At 70.6% G+C, this 16,907-nt stretch carries 21 protein-coding genes; 8 read left to right on the top strand and 13 right to left on the bottom strand.

The annotated features are described in order from the left end of the window. Positions 1 to 7: 7 nt before the first annotated feature. The 5 genes from ACZK5D_RS04140 to serC all read right to left on the bottom strand — a co-directional run bounded on the left by ACZK5D_RS04140 (position 8) and on the right by serC (position 3,880). Entirely contained in the window at positions 8 to 436 is a 429-nt protein-coding gene (locus tag ACZK5D_RS04140) for a CBS domain-containing protein (protein ID WP_463664369.1), read from the bottom strand. 62 nt (positions 437 to 498) lie between these two features. Continuing rightward, positions 499 to 1,335, bottom strand: coding sequence for a serine O-acetyltransferase (gene cysE, locus ACZK5D_RS04135; RefSeq protein WP_458996271.1), 837 nt, complete (start codon positions 1,333 to 1,335; stop codon positions 499 to 501). Positions 1,336 to 1,399: 64 nt separating this feature from the next. Then, the gene (locus ACZK5D_RS04130) at positions 1,400 to 1,582 is read right to left on the bottom strand and encodes a DUF6191 domain-containing protein (protein WP_463664368.1); all 183 of its coding nucleotides are present in this window, start codon (positions 1,580 to 1,582) and stop codon (positions 1,400 to 1,402) included. A gap of 44 nt (positions 1,583 to 1,626) precedes the next feature. Next, entirely contained in the window at positions 1,627 to 2,796 is a 1,170-nt protein-coding gene (locus ACZK5D_RS04125; protein WP_463664367.1) for a phosphoglycerate dehydrogenase, read from the bottom strand. Position 2,797: 1 nt separating this feature from the next. Continuing rightward, positions 2,798 to 3,880 carry a 3-phosphoserine/phosphohydroxythreonine transaminase gene (serC, locus tag ACZK5D_RS04120; RefSeq protein WP_463664366.1) on the bottom strand — a complete coding sequence of 361 codons (1,083 nt, stop codon included), beginning with the start codon at positions 3,878 to 3,880 and terminating at the stop codon, positions 2,798 to 2,800. Positions 3,881 to 3,974: 94 nt separating this feature from the next. Between serC and trpB the strand changes: the two genes are divergently transcribed. Then, the gene (trpB, locus tag ACZK5D_RS04115) at positions 3,975 to 5,174 is read left to right on the top strand and encodes a tryptophan synthase subunit beta (protein ID WP_463664365.1); all 1,200 of its coding nucleotides are present in this window, start codon (positions 3,975 to 3,977) and stop codon (positions 5,172 to 5,174) included. 39 nt (positions 5,175 to 5,213) lie between these two features. On the opposite strand, the gene ACZK5D_RS04110 is transcribed toward trpB, so the two are convergent. Further along, on the bottom strand, positions 5,214 to 5,738 hold the full coding sequence (locus ACZK5D_RS04110; protein WP_463664364.1) for a hypothetical protein: 525 nt from the start codon (positions 5,736 to 5,738) through the stop codon (positions 5,214 to 5,216). Between the two features lie 168 nt (positions 5,739 to 5,906). Here ACZK5D_RS04110 and ACZK5D_RS04105 point away from each other — a divergent pair, with 168 nt between their 5' ends. Together ACZK5D_RS04105 and ACZK5D_RS04100 are read left to right on the top strand one after the other, a co-directional pair. Next, positions 5,907 to 6,350: a YdeI/OmpD-associated family protein gene (locus tag ACZK5D_RS04105; protein ID WP_463664363.1), complete on the top strand. Its 444-nt coding sequence runs from the start codon at positions 5,907 to 5,909 to the stop codon at positions 6,348 to 6,350. Between the two features lie 33 nt (positions 6,351 to 6,383). Next, positions 6,384 to 6,998, top strand: a complete 615-nt coding sequence (locus tag ACZK5D_RS04100; protein WP_463664535.1) for an NAD(P)-dependent oxidoreductase — start codon at positions 6,384 to 6,386, stop codon at positions 6,996 to 6,998. Here the strand turns inward: ACZK5D_RS04100 and ACZK5D_RS04095 are convergent. The 5 genes from ACZK5D_RS04095 to ACZK5D_RS04075 form a co-directional block, all read right to left on the bottom strand. Then, positions 6,973 to 7,119, bottom strand: a complete 147-nt coding sequence (locus tag ACZK5D_RS04095; protein WP_463664362.1) for a hypothetical protein — start codon at positions 7,117 to 7,119, stop codon at positions 6,973 to 6,975. The genes ACZK5D_RS04100 and ACZK5D_RS04095 overlap by 26 nt on opposite strands. Positions 7,120 to 7,239: 120 nt before the next feature. After that, positions 7,240 to 7,563 carry a HigA family addiction module antitoxin gene (locus tag ACZK5D_RS04090; RefSeq protein ID WP_458996262.1) on the bottom strand — a complete coding sequence of 108 codons (324 nt, stop codon included), beginning with the start codon at positions 7,561 to 7,563 and terminating at the stop codon, positions 7,240 to 7,242. Further along, on the bottom strand, positions 7,538 to 7,819 hold the full coding sequence (locus ACZK5D_RS04085; protein ID WP_463664361.1) for a type II toxin-antitoxin system RelE/ParE family toxin: 282 nt from the start codon (positions 7,817 to 7,819) through the stop codon (positions 7,538 to 7,540). The genes ACZK5D_RS04090 and ACZK5D_RS04085 overlap by 26 nt, the downstream gene beginning before the upstream one ends. A 33-nt stretch (positions 7,820 to 7,852) precedes the next feature. Then, entirely contained in the window at positions 7,853 to 8,926 is a 1,074-nt protein-coding gene (gene ychF, locus ACZK5D_RS04080) for a redox-regulated ATPase YchF (RefSeq protein ID WP_458996260.1), read from the bottom strand. A gap of 79 nt (positions 8,927 to 9,005) precedes the next feature. Beyond that, entirely contained in the window at positions 9,006 to 10,271 is a 1,266-nt protein-coding gene (locus tag ACZK5D_RS04075; RefSeq protein WP_463664360.1) for a M18 family aminopeptidase, read from the bottom strand. A 109-nt stretch (positions 10,272 to 10,380) separates the two neighbouring features. Here ACZK5D_RS04075 and ACZK5D_RS04070 point away from each other — a divergent pair, with 109 nt between their 5' ends. After that, a complete protein-coding gene (locus ACZK5D_RS04070) occupies positions 10,381 to 11,904 on the top strand; it encodes a DNA recombination protein RmuC (protein ID WP_463664359.1) in 1,524 nt (507 codons plus the stop codon). A gap of 29 nt (positions 11,905 to 11,933) precedes the next feature. Here the strand turns inward: ACZK5D_RS04070 and ACZK5D_RS04065 are convergent, their stop codons facing one another. Next, on the bottom strand, positions 11,934 to 12,341 hold the full coding sequence (locus tag ACZK5D_RS04065; RefSeq protein ID WP_463664358.1) for a hypothetical protein: 408 nt from the start codon (positions 12,339 to 12,341) through the stop codon (positions 11,934 to 11,936). A 90-nt stretch (positions 12,342 to 12,431) separates the two neighbouring features. On the opposite strand from ACZK5D_RS04065, the gene ilvA reads away from it, so the two are divergent. Beyond that, positions 12,432 to 13,697 carry a threonine ammonia-lyase IlvA gene (ilvA, locus tag ACZK5D_RS04060; protein ID WP_463664357.1) on the top strand — a complete coding sequence of 422 codons (1,266 nt, stop codon included), beginning with the start codon at positions 12,432 to 12,434 and terminating at the stop codon, positions 13,695 to 13,697. Between the two features lie 4 nt (positions 13,698 to 13,701). Here ilvA and ACZK5D_RS04055 read toward each other — a convergent pair whose 3' ends face one another. Further along, positions 13,702 to 14,676 carry a 4-hydroxy-3-methylbut-2-enyl diphosphate reductase gene (locus ACZK5D_RS04055; RefSeq protein WP_463664356.1) on the bottom strand — a complete coding sequence of 325 codons (975 nt, stop codon included), beginning with the start codon at positions 14,674 to 14,676 and terminating at the stop codon, positions 13,702 to 13,704. A 41-nt stretch (positions 14,677 to 14,717) separates the two neighbouring features. Between ACZK5D_RS04055 and ACZK5D_RS04050 the strand changes: the two genes are divergently transcribed. Genes ACZK5D_RS04050 through ACZK5D_RS04040 form a run of 3 tightly spaced genes read left to right on the top strand, consistent with a single transcriptional unit; the run spans position 14,718 to position 16,901 of the window. Beyond that, positions 14,718 to 15,470 (top strand): hypothetical protein, encoded by a 753-nt coding sequence (locus ACZK5D_RS04050; RefSeq protein WP_463664355.1) that lies wholly within the window; start codon positions 14,718 to 14,720, stop codon positions 15,468 to 15,470. A gap of 10 nt (positions 15,471 to 15,480) precedes the next feature. Next, positions 15,481 to 16,707 carry an exodeoxyribonuclease VII large subunit gene (xseA, locus tag ACZK5D_RS04045; protein WP_463664354.1) on the top strand — a complete coding sequence of 409 codons (1,227 nt, stop codon included), beginning with the start codon at positions 15,481 to 15,483 and terminating at the stop codon, positions 16,705 to 16,707. Next, positions 16,704 to 16,901: an exodeoxyribonuclease VII small subunit gene (locus ACZK5D_RS04040; protein WP_458996252.1), complete on the top strand. Its 198-nt coding sequence runs from the start codon at positions 16,704 to 16,706 to the stop codon at positions 16,899 to 16,901. Before xseA ends, ACZK5D_RS04040 begins: the two co-directional genes overlap by 4 nt. The last annotated feature ends 6 nt before the right edge of the window (positions 16,902 to 16,907 follow it).

Below are 16,907 nucleotides of genomic sequence, written 5' to 3'. Positions count from 1 at the left end.
GCGGGGATCAGCCCTGGACGTACTTGATCAGGTGCTCCTGCTCCGTCTGCAGCTGGTCGATGCGGCTCTTGACGATGTCGCCGATGCTGACGATGGCCACGAAGTGACCCTCCTGCACCACCGGCATGTGGCGGGTCCGGTACTCGGTCATGGCCGCCGCGACACTGGCGATGTCGTCGTCGGGGACGCACACGTGCACGTCGCGGTCCAGGATCTCGCCGATGCTGGCCTCCAGCGCCGCGGCCCCGCGCTCGCCGAGGGCGCGCACCACGTCGCGCTCCCCCGCGATGCCGGTGACCGTGTCACCGTCGTCGGTGATGACGACGGCGCCGATGCGATGGTGGGTCATGAGTTTCACGAGGTCCGCGACGCTCTGGTCAGAGCGGGCGGTGATGACAGTGGAGCCCTTGCTGGCGATGACGTCGTTGATGCGCATGGCTCACGGTATCGCCGCAGGTGGGGGGCGCGGTAGAGATCCCGCCGAATGTGGCGGGTCGTCTACCAGTCCTGCGCCACCTTGGCCCGTCGTGCCTCGTCCTCGTCGTCGATGCTCTGGTCCATGTCGAAGGCGGGCAGCGCCGACGCCGGCACGTTGACGATCTTCGCCGGCACGCCCGCGACGGTGGTGTGGGGCGGCACCTCGTGCAGGACCACCGAACCGGCGCCGATCTTGGCGCCCTCGCCGACGCGGATGTTGCCCAGCACCTTGGCGCCGGCGCCGATCATCACGCCGCGGCCGATCTTGGGATGCCGGTCTCCCCCCTCCTTGCCGGAGCCGCCGAGGGTGACCTCGTGGAGCATGGAGAAGTCGTCCTCGACCACCGCCGTCTCGCCGATCACCACGCTGGTGGCGTGGTCGAACATGATCCCCTTCCCGATCCGGGCGCCGGGGTGGATGTCGACGGCGAACACCTCCGAGATCCGGCTCTGCAGGTAGAGCGCCAGGGGCTTGCGGTCGTGCATCCAGTAGAAGTGCGCCACCCGGTAGGCCTGGATGGACTGGAAGCCCTTGAAGTAGAGCAGCGGGTTCGCGTAGCCGGGGCACGCGGGATCCCTGGAGACCACGGCCTGCAGGTCCGCGCGGATGGCGCGCTGGATGCACTCGTCGTCGAGGATCACATCGTGGATGATGTCGCGGAGGCTGAGCGCGGGCAGTGTGGTGTTGTCGAGCTTCGCTGCCAGGATCAGGCTGAGTGCGTCCTCCAGGTCCGGCTGGCTGAGGACGACGGTGTGCAGGAACCCGGCGAGCAGCGGCTCGTGGGCCGCGGCCTCCGCGCATTCGCGCTTGATCGCGTCCCAGATCTGGTCGTCGGGGACGATGCGGCTCGGATCCATGCGGAACTCCTTGAATTGCTGTCTGACGCCTGCAACGGTACCCACCGTCGGTTCCGACGACGCGTCAGTCCGCTGACGGCGAACCCTCCGCCGGCGGCAACGTGATCACGACCGAGCCGGACTCGAGGTCGAGCGGCTTGGGGCCCGGAGCTCCCTGGTCCTCCTCGACGACGAGGATCTTGTCGAGGTCGCGCTGCCGCCGGACGTACTCCAGCCCCGGCTGGAAGATCGACATGAAGTCCGTCACCCGCACACCTCCCTGTGGTTCATCCCACTGTAGGCGTCACAGGCTCAGATCACGCGCACCGACAGGACGCCCTCGATGGCGCGGATCTCGGTGGCGAGGGACTCGGGGACGGCGCCCTCGACGTCGATGACGGTGTAGGCCAGCTCGCCGCGCGACTTGTTGAGGAGGTCCGCGATGTTGAGCCCGGCGTCGGCCAGCAGCGTGGAGATGCGGCCCACCATGTTGGGCACGTTCGCGTTGGCGATCGCCAGGCGCATCGTCGACTCTGAGCGGGCGAGCACGGCTTCCGGGAAGTTCACCGAGTTGGTGATGTCGCCGTTGGCGAGGTAGGCGTGCAGCTGCGCGGCGGCCATGACGGCGCAGTTGTCCTCGGCCTCGCCGGTGGACGCCCCGAGGTGGGGCGTGGCGACCACGGCCGGGTGGTGGTTGAGCAGCGGGGAGGGGAAGTCGCAGATGTAGCCGCGCAGCCGGTGCCGGTCCAGCGCCTCCACCACGGCCTCCTCGTCGACGATCGCCGCGCGGGAGAAGTTGAGCAGCAGCGCCTTGGCCTTCATGAGCGCCAGGCGGTCGGCGTTGATGAGCCCGCGCGTGCCCGCCACCAGGGGGACGTGCAGCGACACGGCGTCGGAGCGCCTGAGGACCTCCTCGATGGAGGTGGCCTGCTCGACGGTGGCCGACAGCTTCCAGGCGTGGCCCACCGTGATCTGCGGGTCGTAGCCCAGCACGCGCATGCCCAGGGCTGCGGCCGCGTTGGCCACCTGGACGCCGATGGCGCCGAGTCCGATCACGCCGAAGACGCGGCCGGGGAGCTCGAACCCCACGAACGCCTTCTTGCCCTTCTCCACGAGCTCCTCGACCTCGTCGGGGGTCCCGTCGAGCGACCGGCTGAACTCGACCGCCTGCACGATGTTGCGGGCGCCGACCAGCAGGCCCGCCAGCACCAGCTCCTTGACGGCGTTGGCGTTCGCGCCGGGGGTGTTGAAGACCGGGACTCCCCGGGCGCTCAGCTCCGCCACCGGCACGTTGTTGGTGCCCGCCCCGGCGCGGGCGACCGCCAGAACGGACGCGGGGATCTCCCGGTTGTTGAGGTTGGCAGACCGGACCAGCAGCGCGTCCGGGTCCGCGATGTCGGAGGCGACCACGTAGAACTCAGCCGGGAGCTGCGCCAGCCCGTGGGCGCTGATGGCGTTGAGGGTCTGGACCCGGTAGGTCACGTCAGGCGTTCCGGCGCTCGTAGTCGGCCATGAAGTCGATCAGCGCGTCGACGCCCTCCATGGGCATGGCGTTGTAGATGGAGGCGCGCATGCCGCCGACGCTGCGGTGGCCGGCGAGGTTCGTCAGCCCGGCGGCTGCGGCCTCCGCCACGAACGCCTTGTCCCCCTCGGGCTTGGCGGTGACGAACGGCACGTTCATCCAGGAGCGCGAATCGGCGGCGACAGGGTTGGAGTAGAACTCCGAGGCGTCGATGAAGGAGTAGAGCTTCTCCGCCTTCGCCGAGTTCCGGGCGGCCATGGCCTCGAGCCCGCCGAGGGACTGGACCCATTCGAGGATCAGCCCGAGCAGGTAGACGCTGAAGGTGGGCGGCGTGTTGAGCATCGAGTCGCTCGCGGCCATCTGGGCGTAGTCGAAGATCGACGGCGTGGTGGCGCGGGCGTGGCCCACGAGGTCGTCGCGCACGATGACCACGCACAGCCCGGCCGGGCCCATGTTCTTCTGGGCGCCGGCGAAGATCAGGCCGAAACGCTCGACGTCGACCGGCCGCGACAGGATGGTGGAGCTCATGTCCGCCACCAGGGGCACCGCGCCGCCGTCGGGGACGTAGGAGTACTCGACGCCGCCGATGGTCTCGTTGGGCGTGTAGTAGAAGTACCTGGCCCGCGGATCCACCTCGTAGCTGCCGGCGGCGGGCGTGGTGGTGTAGTTCGACGCGGCCTCGTCGGCGATGACGTCGACGGTGAGCCCCTGCCGCTTCGCCTCCGAGATCGCCTTCTTGGTCCACTGCCCGGTGTGGAGCACGTTGATGAGGTCACCAGGCGCGGTGAGGTTCATGGGGATGCCGGCGAACTGCCCCATGGCGCCGCCCTGGAGGAAGAGGACGCGGTAGTTCGCGGGAACGCCCATGACCTCCCGCAGGCGCTCCTCGGCGGCGGCCGCGCAGGCCACGAAGTCCTTGCCGCGGTGGCTGACCTCCAGCACGGACATCCCCGACCCGAGCCAGTCGGTGAGCTCGGACTGGGCACGCTCGAGGACGTCGAGCGGAAGCATGGCAGGACCTGCGGAGAAGTTGTAGACGCGCACGGGCCCAGTGTGTCAGTGCGCCCGACGGAGATCGCACCGGGTCCAGCGGATGGATCGACGGCGGCAACGCGCCGGATCAAGTATGTTCTGCCGCGTGACGAACTTTTCTCAGGCGGACGAGGCAGGCTACTTCGGGCGGTTCGGCGGCGCCTACCTCCCGCCCCACCTCGTCGAGCCCATCGCCGAGGTGAAGGCCGCCTACGCCGAGGCCCGCAACGACCCCGCCTTCATGGAGGAGTACGCCCACCTCCTCAAGGCCTACGTGGGGCGCCCGTCGCTGCTGCACTTCGCCGAGAACCTGACGGAGCACCTGGGCGGCGCCAAGGTCTACCTCAAGCGCGAGGACCTCAACCACACCGGGTCGCACAAGATCAACCACTGCCTCGGCGAGGGCCTGCTGGCCCGCCGCATGGGCAAGAAGAAGCTGATCGCCGAGACCGGCGCCGGCCAGCACGGCGTGGCGCTGGCCACCGCGGCCGCGCTGCTCGGCCTAGAGTGCGAGATCCACATGGGCGCCATCGACGTGGCCAAGCAGCACCCGAACGTGGTGCGCATGCAGCTGCTCGGTGCCAAGGTGGTGGAGGTCACCGAGGGCGGCGCGTCGCTGAAGGAGGCCGTCGACTCCGCGTTCTCCACCTACGCGCGCGACTTCGAGGACACGTTCTTCGGCATCGGCTCGGTGGTGGGTCCTGACCCCTACCCGTCGATGGTGCGCGACTTCCAGGCCATCGTCGGACGGGAGGCCCGCGCCCAGATGCTGGAGGCGGAGGGGCGCCTGCCTGATGCTGTCGCGGCCTGCGTGGGCGGCGGCTCCAACGCGATGGGCCTGTTCACGGCGTTCCTCGACGACGAGGACGTGGCCCTGTACGGCGTCGAGCCGGCGGGGCGCGGCGTGGAGGTGCTCGGCGAGCACGCGGCCACCATGACCACCGGCACCGACGGCGTCCTGCACGGCATGGCCACCAAGGTGATCCAGACGGCCGGGGGCGAGCCCGCCCCGGTGCACTCCATCGCCTCGGGCCTGGACTACCCCGGCGTGGGCCCGCAGCACGCGTTCCTGCAGGAGTCGGGACGCGTCACCTACGTGTCGGCCACCGACGCCGAGTGCCTCGACGCGTTCCAGCTGCTGTGCCGCACCGAGGGCATCATCCCCGCCCTGGAGAGCTCCCACGCGGTGGCCCACGCCATGCGCCTGGCGCCGTCGATGCCGAAGGACGCGATCGTGCTGATCAACCTGTCGGGTCGCGGCGACAAGGACGTGGACTACGTCGCCGAGGTGCTCGCCGCCCGCTAGCCGCCCAGTCTCGACGGCACGAGGGACTCCCCCCGGCGATCACGACCTGCTCTTCATAGAAGGCGACCGCAGGTCCACTCGATGTTGAATCTCAGCAAGCCGCTCCGTCGGCGTGAAGACGTGCCACAGCGTCCAGCCATCGTTGCCGAACGCGGGCTGCAGAACCGCCAGGATCTGCTCCATGCCCATCGACTCCTGCCACGCAGTCACCATGACTCGGGAGCTGCCCTCGGTGTGGATCGCGTATCCGTCACGGACCCAGCCGTCGTAGACCTGCTGTGCCGCGTGAGTGGTCACTGGACTGTCGAAGGTGGTCCACGTGGCATGGAACTCCGCGACGCGCACCACCTCGACCATCCGCCAGCCACCCTCGGGGTCTCGGGCAACGCGCAACGTGTCGGTGACCACCAACGGAACCTCGATCGCGTTGTTCTGGGCGACGACGAGCCCGGTCTTTCGATCCAGCCACCGTCCCCACAGCCACTCACCCGCCATCGCAGCGTCTTCCAAGGGGCGGTACTTCAGTCGGAACTTGAGGAGGTCAGGATGCTGCTCATTTCTCATTCACCCAGCATGGTTGGCGCCACTGACAATTCCAGCCGCGCCGACCGCGTGCACGCAGGGCTGCCGTCGGCGACTACTAGGTGGCGGTTCTGGTGTCGTAGTCGGCACCAGATCCGCCAGCCAGCCAAGCCGGTCGCGCAGACCGTCCACCGCGGCACACTGGTGGCCATGATCGAACTGCGCACCACCATCGTCGCCTTCGGGCCTGCCGGGGCCATCGAGTTGACGGACGAGGAGTCCGCGGCGGTGTCGCCGTCGAAGACGCCGCCGGTCGTCGTGACGATCGGCGACGCGTCCGCCCGGCTCCGGATCACCCGCATGGGCGGGACGGCGTGCATCGGGCTGAGCAGGGCGGCGAGGGCCGCACTCGGGGTGGAGATCGGCGACGAGGTGGACGTGACGATCGCCGCGGACGAGGCGGAGCGGACCGTCGACGTGCCCCACCCGTTGGCCGATGCGCTGGCCGCCGACGCTGCGCTCCAACGGGCCTGGGACGCACTCAGCTACACGCGGCGCAAGGAGCTGGCCCGCGGGATCGCGGAGGCGAAGCAGGAGGCCACGAGGGAGCGGCGCCTGGCCAAGGCTCTGGAGGAGCTCGGGAACCTCTCCTGACGCGGAACCCGATGGGTCTGGCGCAGCCCCACGATCATCGGCGGATCTCAGGGAACCGGAGCCCTTCTCGCGAGGCTCGCGCTGGCGGCAGGACACAGCGTCACGGTCGTCTCCCGCGGCGGAAACGGGCCCGACGGCGCGCGGATCATCGCCGGCAACGCGACGGAGCCCGAGGTGTGCGCCGAGGCGGTGACCGGCGCGGACGCTGTCGTGATCACCGTCGGCGCCGCGAAGGGCATCCGCCACCAGCGCGCGGCCGTGACGCGAACCGTCATCGACGCCATGCGGCGGGCCGGGGTCCGCAGGCTGGCCGTCCAGTCCTCCGTGGGCGCCGGAGGATCCGCGTCACAGCTGCCGGGCGTATTGCGCTACATCACCCCGGTCGTGCTGGGCGGCCCGCTGGCCGACCACAACGAGCAGGAGGCGGCTGTCACCGGCTCCGGCCTGGACTGGACGGTGGTGCGCCCGACCGGACTCACGGACAAGGCGCCGCAGGGCTCGTGGCTCGCGCTGGAAACCACCAGCGGCCAGAAGCTGCTCGGCACCGTCCCCCGGGCGGATCTGGCGGCCTTCATGCTCGAGGTCCTCGGCGACGACGCCACGATCGGGAAGGCCATCGGCATCAGCAGCCCCCCACCGGCGGGGTGACGGCCCCGCTCGAGGTGGGAGCGATCACCTCGAGTCCCGCCGCCCTCGCCGCGTCGCTGAGCCGTTGGTCGTAGGTGAGGACAGCCTGGCCGACGTACATCAGCCCTCCTGGGTCTCCCATGTCGAGCACTCCCGATGTCGACTCAAGAGAACCCGGTTCCCGTCGAGCGTGAGCACCAATGCATAGACACAGTGGGGAGCCGCCCCCACCGGGTGAACGGCGGTCTCGACGCCACCCACGTCAGGATGCCTGGGCGAGCGGCTGGATCGCCGCGACCTTGTCGCGTAGCGCCCGGCGCTCGATCCGCAACTCGTAGTGCGACTGCAGATTCATCCAGAACTCCTCCGAGGTGCCGAAGTAGCGGGCCAGACGGATCGCAGTGTCAGCGGTGATGCCCCGCTTGCCGTGCACGATCTCGTTGATCCGTCGCGGCGGGACGCCGATGGCGACAGCCAGCTTGTTCTGCGTGATCCCGAAGCCCTCGATGAAGTCCTCCATCAGGATCTCTCCCGGGTGGATCGGTTCGATCAGGTCAGCCTCAGTGGTAGTCGACGAGTTCGACATCTTCTGCACCTCCTTCTCTCCAGACGAAACAGAGACGCCACTGCGCGTTCACGCGGACGCTGTGTTGCCCACGACGATCGCCGACCAGTCGCTCCAGCCTGTTTCCTGGCGGGATCCTGAGATCCTCGACGTCGCGCGCCGCATGGATCAGCTCGAGCTTCCGGAGAGTCGACCGCTGCACGGCCCGGTCGACGCCCTTGACGTACTGCTCATGCCAGATGCGCTCGGTGTCCTTGCTGCCGAACGACCTGATCACTCGACCAGAATATAACGACGTTCGTCAATAACGCTAGACGTTAAACCTGAACTCGACCACGTCGCCGTCAGCCATCACGTAGTCCTTGCCCTCGAGGCGCATCTTGCCGGCCGCCTTCGCGGCGGCCTCGGAGCCCGCGGCCATCAGGTCGTCGAAGCCGATCACCTGGGCCTTGATGAAGCCCTTCTGGAAGTCTGTGTGGATGACGCCGGCAGCCTCCGGGGCGGTCGCGCCCTTCGGGATGGTCCACCCGCGCGACTCCTTCGGGCCGGCGGTGAGGTAGGTCTGCAGGCCGAGGGTGTCGAAGCCGACGCGGGCCAGCACGTCGAGCCCGGGCTCCTCGACGCCCATCTCGGCGAGGAACTCGCGCGCCTCGTCCTCCTCCATCTCGACGAGCTCCGACTCGAACTTGGCGTCGAGGAAGATGGCCTCCGAGGGCGCCACCAGCTCCCGCATCCGGGCCTTGAGGTCCTCGTCGCCCAGCTCGTCCTGGTCGCAGTTGAAGACGTAGAGATAGGGCTTGGCGGTGAGCAGGAAAAGGTCGCGCAGTTCCTCGACGTCGAGGCCGGCCGCGCGGACGCCCTTGCCGGACTCCAGCGCGTCCTTGGCGGCCTGGTAGGCGGCGAGCTTCGGCTGCGACTCCTTCTTGATGCGCGCCTCCTTCTCGACGCGCGGCAGCGCCTTCTCGACGGTGGCGAGATCGGCGAGGATCAGCTCCGTGGCGATGGTGTCGATGTCGTTGGCGGGATCCACCTTGCCGTCGACGTGCGTGACGTCCTCGTCGTCGAAGACCCGGGTGACCTGGCAGATGGCGTCAGCCTCGCGGATGTTGGCCAGGAAGGCGTTGCCCATCCCCTCGCCCTGCGAGGCTCCCTTCACGATGCCGGCGATGTCGACGAAGCTCACGGTGGCCGGGATGATCCGCTCGGAGCCGTAGAGCTTGGCCAGCTGCGCAAGGCGCGGGTCCGGCACGCCGACGACGCCGACGTTGGGCTCGATCGTCGCGAACGGGTAGTTCGCCGCGAGCACGTTGTTGCGGGTGAGCGCGTTGAACAGGGTCGACTTGCCGGCGTTGGGGAGACCGACGATCCCGATGGTGAGTGCCACGAGGGACGAGCTTACCGGCCCCGGCGTCGCGGTCCGAACGGGTGGGCCGCCGTCGCCGGCGCCGGCCCGACGAGAAGGGTCAGGCGCCCGCCCAGTAGGCGCGCATCGCCCGGGCCAGGTGCCACGGGTCCTCGACGCCGCACATCTCCCGCGCCGAGTGCATGCTGAGCAGGCCGGCACCGACGTCGACGGTGGTGATCCCGAGCCGGGTGGCCGTGATCGGGCCGATGGTAGAGCCACACGGCACGGCGTTGTTGGACACGAACGGCTGGGTGGGCACCCCCGCCTCGGCACAGGCCCGCAGCCAGATCGCGGCGCCGACGGCGTCGGTGGCGTAGCGCTGGTTCGCGTTGATCTTCAGCAGGGGCCCGCGGTTGGGCAGCGGGCGGTTGACGGGGTCGTGCTGGCCGGGGTAGTTCGGGTGGATCAGGTGGCCGCAGTCGGCGGAGACGCAGCTGGAGCGGGCGAGCATGGCGCGGGTGGCGTCGAGGCCGAGCCCGTACCCGGCTGCGATGCGCTCAAGGACGTCCTGCAGCGGGGGCCCACCCGCGCCCGTCGCGGTGTCGGAGCCGACCTCCTCGTGATCGAAGGCGGCGAACACGGCGATGTCGCGGCCGGGCGCCAGGCCGTCGACGGCGGTCAGCGCGGCATGGGTGGACAACAGGTTGTCGAGGCGGGCCGAGGCGAGGAACTCGCGCTCGAGGCCGATGACGGCGGGCGGCTGGGTGTCGAAGGCGAACAGGTCGTGGAACGCCACCTGGCCCGGCTCGACGCCGGCGAGCCCGCACAGATGGTCCAGCAGCGACCCGCGCAGCTCGACGGCGAGCACCGGCTGGGTGTGCGCCTGACGGTCGAGCTTCAGCCCGTCGTTCGCGCTGCGGTCGAGGTGGATCGCGAGCTGCGGGATCCGCGCGATCGGGCCGGTCTGGACCAGGTGCACCGAGCCGTCGAGCGTGACGAGCCTCCCGGCGATGCCGAGGTCGCGGTCCAGCCACGAGTTGAGCAGCGGCCCCCCGTAGACCTCGACGCCGAGCTGCGTCCAACCGACGCTCTGGATCAGGGCCCCCGGCTTGACCTTGAACCCGGGGGAATCCGTGTGGGTGCCGACGATCCGGAACCCGACGTCGGCGGCCAGTCCGTCAGGCGCCACCCACGCCACGACGGCGCCGTCGCGCACCATGAACCGCCTGCCGGTCACGCTGCCCCAGGCACGCCGTCCGTCCACCTGCTCGAAACCGGCGGCCCTCAGCCCGGCGGCGACCCGCTCCGCAGCGTGGAACGAGGTGGGTGACGCGGTGACGAAGCCGGAGAGGTGGTCGATGTGGTCCTGGGCGGTGGCGAGCATGGCCTCTACGGTAGCCCGACCGCTCCGGGCGCCCGCTCCGGGCGCCCGCTCCGGGCCGGTGCCGGAGTGGCGGCGGGAAATTGTCGGTGGCCCCTGATTGAGTGGACGCATGGACGTTCTCGCCATCGTGCTCAGCCTTCTCGCCCTTCTGGCCGGCGCCGTCGGCGGCTACCTGCTCGGGCGCCGCCAGTCCTCCGCGGACGCCGGCCGGCACGCCCGGACGGAGGAGCTGCTGGCCGTGTCGTCGGCCCGGCAGGAGACGTCCCGAGCACTTGAGGAGGCCAGCCGCGCGCGCGCCGAGGCGGCAGCGGTGAAGGCCGAGGTGGCGCAGCACCTTGCGGAGAAGGCCGAGCTGCGCACCGTGGCGGTGGACGCGCAGCGTCTGGTGGCCGAGGCCCGGAGCGAGACCGCGGGTGTCGCGGCCCAGGTGGCCGGGCTCACCGCACAGCGGGACGCGGCGGTGCAGAAGGCTGCCGAGCAGGCGGCGGACAGGGAGGTCCTCCTGGCCCAGTTCAAGGCCTTCTCGGCGGATACCCTGGAGCGCCAGGGGAAGCAGGCCGACGAGGTGGCCGCGCACCGGCTCAAGGCCACCGAGCAGCTCGTCGGGCCGTTGACGGACGGTCTCCGCCAGCTGCAGGACAGGCTGCAGGCCGTCGAGAAGGACCGGGTGCGGATGGCCGCCGAGCTTGGCGAGCAGGTGCAGGCGGTGCGCCTCTCCGGAGACGCCATCCGCCGCGAGACGCTCAGCCTGAGCAACGCGCTGCGCACGCCGCAGGTGCGCGGCGCCTGGGGCGAGCGGAGCCTCAAGCGGATCGTCGAGATCTCCGGCCTCACGGAGCGGTGCGACTTCGACGCGCAGGCCACCTACACCTCCGACGACGGCCGGTTCAGGCCGGACATGCGGATCAACCTGCCGGCAGGCAAGGTCATCTTCGTGGACTCCAAGGTGCCGCTCAGCGCGGTCCTCGAGGCCTACAACACGGAGGACGAAGACGCGCAGAAGGCGCACTTCAAGACGTTCGCGGCCCACGTGCGCAAGCACATCGACGACCTCTCCGGCAAGCACTACTGGCAGCTGGACCTCGGCTCACCCGAGTTCGTGGTGCTCTACCTGCCCTCGGACGAGTTCTACCGGCTGGCGCTCGAGCAGGAGCCCGAGCTGCACGACTACGCCACCAGGCGCCAGATCGTCCTCGCCTCCCCCGGCCTGCTCATCCCGCAGCTGCAGATCGTCGCCAACGGGTGGCAGCAGGTCGCGCTGGCCGAGACGGCCGGGCAGGTGTCGAAGCTGGGTCGCGAGCTGTACGAGCGCCTCGCCACGCTGGGCCAGCACTTCGACAAGCTCGGCCGCTCGCTCGGCAGCGCGGTGTCGCACTACAACAAGGCAGTCGGCGCGGTGGAGACGCGGGTCATGGTGTCGGCCCGCCGCTTCAAGGACCTCGGCGTCACCGGAGGAGAGCTCCCCGGGCTGGCGCCGGTGACGGAGACCGCACGGGAGATCGCCGTGCCGGAGATGCTGGAGTTCGAGGACCTGCGCAGCCTGGAGCTGGCCGCGGTCACCGAGGAGAAGGACCTGCTGGACCAGCCCCCGGTCCGTCAGCTCCGCCGTCGCACCGGCACGGCCGACGGCTGACCCGCTGCCTCAGCCGGATGGGCCACGCGTCATCGACGTGTGGGCTCAGGGGAGCCGGCCGGGGCGCCCACGCTGGTCTCGGCGGGCGTCGGAGGCGCGTCTTCCCTGGGGGACCACGGTCTGGACAGCAGGATCCCGGCGCACACACCGGCGGCCACCAGCGCCAACGACCGGGTCAGGATGCGGGCCCAGTCCGGCCCGTCGCCGCCCACGCTGTCCGGGACGATCGGCTCGGGGTTCGGGTCCCAGGAGGCGCGGACCACGTGCTGCTCTCGAGGGGCCGACACGGCCGCCGGCCGGGTCGCCGTCATCGGGGTGGGGGTCCCCTCGTCGGGTCCCAGCCCCCAGGTCCACGGCTCGGCCCGTGTCTCCTGGGGGGAGGCAGCGCTGCCGGGGCGCCTGAAGGCGGCGTCGTCGTGGGGCGCGTGGGGACCCATCCAGCCATGGTGCCACCCGCGCGTCCCACGATCCAGGGGCCGGCGGGGCGCGGTTGACGCGTCCGGCCGCAGACCGGCGACAATGGGCGGGTGACCGCATTGTCAGACCTGGCCGCCCAGATTCCCCCTGCCGTCGACCGACTCGGAGGGATCGCGGACCGCACGCCCGTCCAGCTGAACGCCCGGCTCTCGAAGGCGACGGGGTCCCAGATCTGGCTCAAGCGCGAAGACCTTCAGCCCGTCCGCTCGTACAAGCTGCGCGGCGCCTACAACCTCATGGCCCAGCTCACCGACGAGGAGAAGCGTGCGGGCGTGGTGTGCGCGTCGGCCGGCAACCACGGGCAGGGCGTGGCGTTCTCCGCCGCGGCGCTGGGCATCCAGGCCACCGTCGTAGTGCCCCACACCACCCCCCGGCAGAAGCGGCAGCGGATCCTCGAGATCGGCCACGGCTTCGTGGACCTGGTGCTCCACGGGGCCAGCTACGACGACGCCTCCGAGGAGGCCGCCCGCCTGGCCGCGCACGGCAAGATCCTGGTGCCGGCGTTCAACGACCCACGGACCGCCGCGGGTCAGGCCACCGTCGTGGTGGAGGCCTTCGACCAGCTGGGCTTCGTGCCCGACGTGGTGGTGCTCCCCGTCGGCGGAGGCGGGCTGCTCGCGGGGGCCGCCGCGTGGCTGCGCACCACCCATCCCGAGGTGCGGATCATCGGGGTGGAGCCCGAGGGCGCGCCCTGTGTCGCGGCCGCCATCTCGGCCGGCCGTCCCGTGGTGCTGCACGACATCGACACCTTCGTCGACGGCGCGGCCGTCAAGCGGGTGGGAGACTTCACCTTCGAGGTCATCCGCGAGGCTCGCGTGGAGCTGACCAGGGTGCCCGAGGGCCAGGTGTGCTCGGAGATGCTGGACTTCTACCAGACCGACGGCATCATCGCCGAGCCCGCCGGCGCACTCGCCGCCGCCGCGCTGCCCACCGGCGGCGTCGGCCCGCGGGTGCAGATCCCGACCGGGTCACGCGTGCTGGTCCTGGTCTCCGGCGGCAACAACGACGTGTCCCGCTACGCCGAGGTGGTGGAGCGCTCGCTCATCCACGAGGGCCGGAAGCGCTACTTCCTCGTCGACTTCCCGCAGCAACCCGGCGCCCTGCGCATGTTCCTGGACTCGGTGCTGGGCCCGGAGGACGACATCACGTACTTCGAGTACGTCAAGCGCAACAACCGCGACACCGGGCCCGCCCTTGTGGGCGTGGAGCTCGGCAATCCCGGGGACTACCCGTTCCTGCTCCAACGCATCGACGAGTGCGGCATGACCGCAGAAGAGGTGGCCTACGACAGCCCCTTCTTCCGCTTCCTCACCTGAGGCGTCAGTGCTTGACGGCGCGGCGCAGGTCCTTGCGGAGCTCCGGCGGCAGCGCGAACTGCAGCGTCTCCTCGGTCAGCCGCTCCTCCACCGCGGGCGGGAAGCCGCGACCCTGAAGGTAGTCCAGGACCCCCTGCACCAGCACGTCCGGCACGGACGCGCCCGAGGTGACGCCCACGCTGTTGACGCCCTCCAGCCAGGCCGGGTCGATCTCGTCGGCGTTGTCCACGCGGTAGGAGGCCTTGGCGCCGGCCTCCAGCGCCACCTCCACCAGGCGCACGGAGTTCGACGAGTTCTGTGACCCCACCACGATCATCAGGTCACACCCGGGGGAGATCTGCTTGACGGCCAGCTGGCGGTTCTGCGTGGCGTAGCAGATGTCGTCCGACGGGGGGTCCATGAGCAGCGGGAACTTCTCCCGCAGCCGGCCGACGGTCTCCATGGTCTCGTCCACCGAGAGCGTGGTCTGGCTGAGCCACGCCAGGCTGCCGTGCTCCGGCAGCTCGAGGGAGTCCACGTCCGACGGCGACTGCACCAGGATGGTCTGCTCCGGGGCCTCGCCCATGGTGCCCTCGACCTCCTCGTGGCCGGCGTGGCCGATGAGCAGGATCTGGGTGCCCTCCGAGGCGAACCGCCTGGCCTCGTGGTGCACCTTCGTGACGAGCGGGCAGGTGGCGTCGATGGTCTTGAGGCCACGATCGGCGGCCTCGGTGTGCACGGCGGGAGAGACGCCGTGCGCGGAGAACACGACGGTTGCGCCGGTGGGCACCTCGTCGAGCTCCTCCACGAAGATCGCCCCGCGGGCCTCCAACGTCTCGACGACGTGCTTGTTGTGCACGATCTGCTTGCGGACGTAGACCGGCGGACCGTACAGGTCCAGGGCCTTCTCCACCGTGACGACGGCGCGGTCCACGCCGGCGCAGTATCCGCGGGGGGCTGCGACGACGACGCGCTTGATGGCCGGGGCTTCAGTGGTCATGGCGCCCAGTCTAGGTGGTGCCTCGCCGGTACCCTAGCCGCATGCATTCCCCCCAGCTCCACGCCGTCGGCTTCGACGTCGACTCCATGGACACCCTCGTCAAGTCAGCGTTCGACGCCGGCGTCCGCGGAATAGACACCGCCCCGGGCTTCGACCTGGTGGGCACCTACACCGATCCCAGCGGTGCCCGACTCAGCTTCGTCAAGCGGGAGGGGCAGGGCGTCAGCACCACCGGCGCCCTCGTGGCCGACACGACCTACCGCGCCCAGGTGGTGCGCTTCACGGACCTGCTGGCCCGCGTCGCCCTCTACGGACCGGATGCGCCGGGGCCGCTGCTCGCGCAGTTCGTGGCCCTCGTCGACGACCCGGTGGCCTACCCGCAGCACGAGCTGCGCGCCGGCGGCCAGTACAGCGTTGTGGACGCGCTGCGGGTGGGGGCGCTGGCCATCGAGGTCACCGTCTACGAGGACGCGGCCGCGTTCGACGCCTCACCCGAGGCCACGCCCGGAGGCGACCTGCGCATCCCCGCGCACGCGCTGATCTCCCCGAGCCTCATCGCGCTGCAGGCCGCGGCCATCCCGGCCTCCGAGGCCTCCCCCGCCCTCCTCATGGGCGTGGAGGTGCTGGGAGTGGAGACCAGGCGCAACGTCCTCACGGGCGTCGACTTCCAGTACGTCACCGGGAGGAGCGCCATGCCGATCTCCTGCGCGGTGCCCGCCGAGCTGGGCGTGGCCGTCGGCAACGTGATCCACGGCACCTGGTACGCCACCTGCTCGTCCGGCATCTGGGACTGAGCGGCCCCGCATGGCGCTGGAGAGTTCCTCGGAGAAGCCGCAGCCGCTCGGCCGGGTGATCATGGCCACCAAGGACTGGGTGGGCCGCCTCGGCGAGGTGTGGGTGGACGCCCAGGTGGTGGAGATCAAGCGCCGCAACGCCCCGACGCAGTTCCTCACGTTCCGCGACCGCGTGGCCGACATGTCGGCACAGGTCACGGTCTCCACCGTGGTGCTCGACGCGGCCGGACCCCTCCCGGAGGGGTCCAGGGTCACCGCCCGGGTCAAGCCCAGGGTCTGGGAGCGCAACGCGTCGCTGAGCCTGGAGTGCCTGGAGATCCAGGTGGCGGGCGAGGGACGGCTCCTGGCTCAACTGGAGCAGCTCAAGCGCAAGCTGCAGGCCGAGGGGCTCTTCGACCCTGCCCGGAAGCGCCGCCTGCCGCTCCTGCCGAGGATGATCGGCCTGGTCACGGGCAAGGACTCGGACGCCGAGCGGGACGTGGTCACCACCGTCGGCAGGCGCTGGCCCGCCGCCCGCATCCGGACGCGGCACGCCCTCGTCCAGGGCCCCAACTCCTCCGAGTCCATCATGCTGGCCCTCGCCGCGCTCGACGCCGATCCCGAGGTGGACGTCATCATCCTCGCCCGCGGCGGCGGGTCACTGGAGGACCTGCTGTCCTTCTCCGACGAGGGCGTGGTGCGCGCCGTGGCGGCCGCCCGGACCCCGGTCGTCACGGCCATCGGGCACGAGCGCGACGCCCCCATCGTGGACCTCGTGGCCGACGTCCGCGCCTCCACCCCCACCGACGCGGCGAAGCGGGTGGTGCCGGACCACGCCGCCGAGACCGACGCCCTGGCGGAGGCCCGCGCCCGCCTGGGTCGCGCCGTCGCCACCCGCATCCTCGAGGCGCAACGGCAGCTCGACCAGCTCAGGTCGCGGCCCGTCATGGTCGACCCCACCAGCGCCTTCGCCGCCCACTACGACCGGCTGAGCCTGCACCGGCACAAGCTGACCGCGGCGATCGAACGGCGGCTGCGCGACGAGGAGTCGCACCTCCGCTCGGCGGTGAGCTCCATCCGGGCCCTCTCGCCCAAGCGCACCCTGGAGCGCGGGTACGCCGTCCTGGTCGACGACGCGCACCGGTCGGTGTCGGCCGTCACGGACACCGCGCCCGGCGCTCGCATCCACGCCTACCTGGCCGACGGGTCACTCGCCCTGGACGTCGTCGCCACCACCCCCGAGGGAGAACGACCGTGACAGACCAGCAGCTCACCTACGAGGCCGCCCGCGACGAACTGGTCGAGGTGGTGCGCCGGCTCGAGTCCGGTGGCGCCTCGCTCGCCGAGTCCATGGAGCTGTGGCAGCGCGGCGAGAAGCTCGCCGAGATCTGCCAGGGCTTCCTCGACGGCGCAAAGGACCAGGTGGCGAAGGCGCGGCCCGCCGCCCAGTGACCTACG

This window comes from Tessaracoccus yangjingae (assembly GCF_055326235.1).
Note: the sequence above shows the minus strand (reverse complement) of the source record. Positions and strands in the feature narration are given on the sequence as shown.

Excerpts from the sequence above, each read along its gene's own strand:
- ACZK5D_RS04070 (WP_463664359.1), top strand. The coding sequence starts at position 10,381 with ATGGACGTTCTCGCCATCGTGCTCAGCCTTCTCGCCCTTCTGGCCGGC.
- ACZK5D_RS04050 (WP_463664355.1), top strand. The coding sequence starts at position 14,718 with ATGCATTCCCCCCAGCTCCACGCCGTCGGCTTCGACGTCGACTCCATG.
- ACZK5D_RS04055 (WP_463664356.1), bottom strand. The coding sequence starts at position 14,676 with ATGACCACTGAAGCCCCGGCCATCAAGCGCGTCGTCGTCGCAGCCCCC.
- ACZK5D_RS04065 (WP_463664358.1), bottom strand. The coding sequence starts at position 12,341 with ATGGGTCCCCACGCGCCCCACGACGACGCCGCCTTCAGGCGCCCCGGC.
- cysE (WP_458996271.1), bottom strand. The coding sequence starts at position 1,335 with ATGGATCCGAGCCGCATCGTCCCCGACGACCAGATCTGGGACGCGATC.
- ACZK5D_RS04075 (WP_463664360.1), bottom strand. The coding sequence starts at position 10,271 with ATGCTCGCCACCGCCCAGGACCACATCGACCACCTCTCCGGCTTCGTC.
- xseA (WP_463664354.1), top strand. The coding sequence starts at position 15,481 with ATGGCGCTGGAGAGTTCCTCGGAGAAGCCGCAGCCGCTCGGCCGGGTG.
- ACZK5D_RS04095 (WP_463664362.1), bottom strand. The coding sequence starts at position 7,119 with ATGGGAGACCCAGGAGGGCTGATGTACGTCGGCCAGGCTGTCCTCACC.
- ACZK5D_RS04090 (WP_458996262.1), bottom strand. The coding sequence starts at position 7,563 with ATGTCGAACTCGTCGACTACCACTGAGGCTGACCTGATCGAACCGATC.
- ACZK5D_RS04105 (WP_463664363.1), top strand. The coding sequence starts at position 5,907 with ATGATCGAACTGCGCACCACCATCGTCGCCTTCGGGCCTGCCGGGGCC.
- ACZK5D_RS04140 (WP_463664369.1), bottom strand. The coding sequence starts at position 436 with ATGCGCATCAACGACGTCATCGCCAGCAAGGGCTCCACTGTCATCACC.
- ACZK5D_RS04110 (WP_463664364.1), bottom strand. The coding sequence starts at position 5,738 with ATGAGAAATGAGCAGCATCCTGACCTCCTCAAGTTCCGACTGAAGTAC.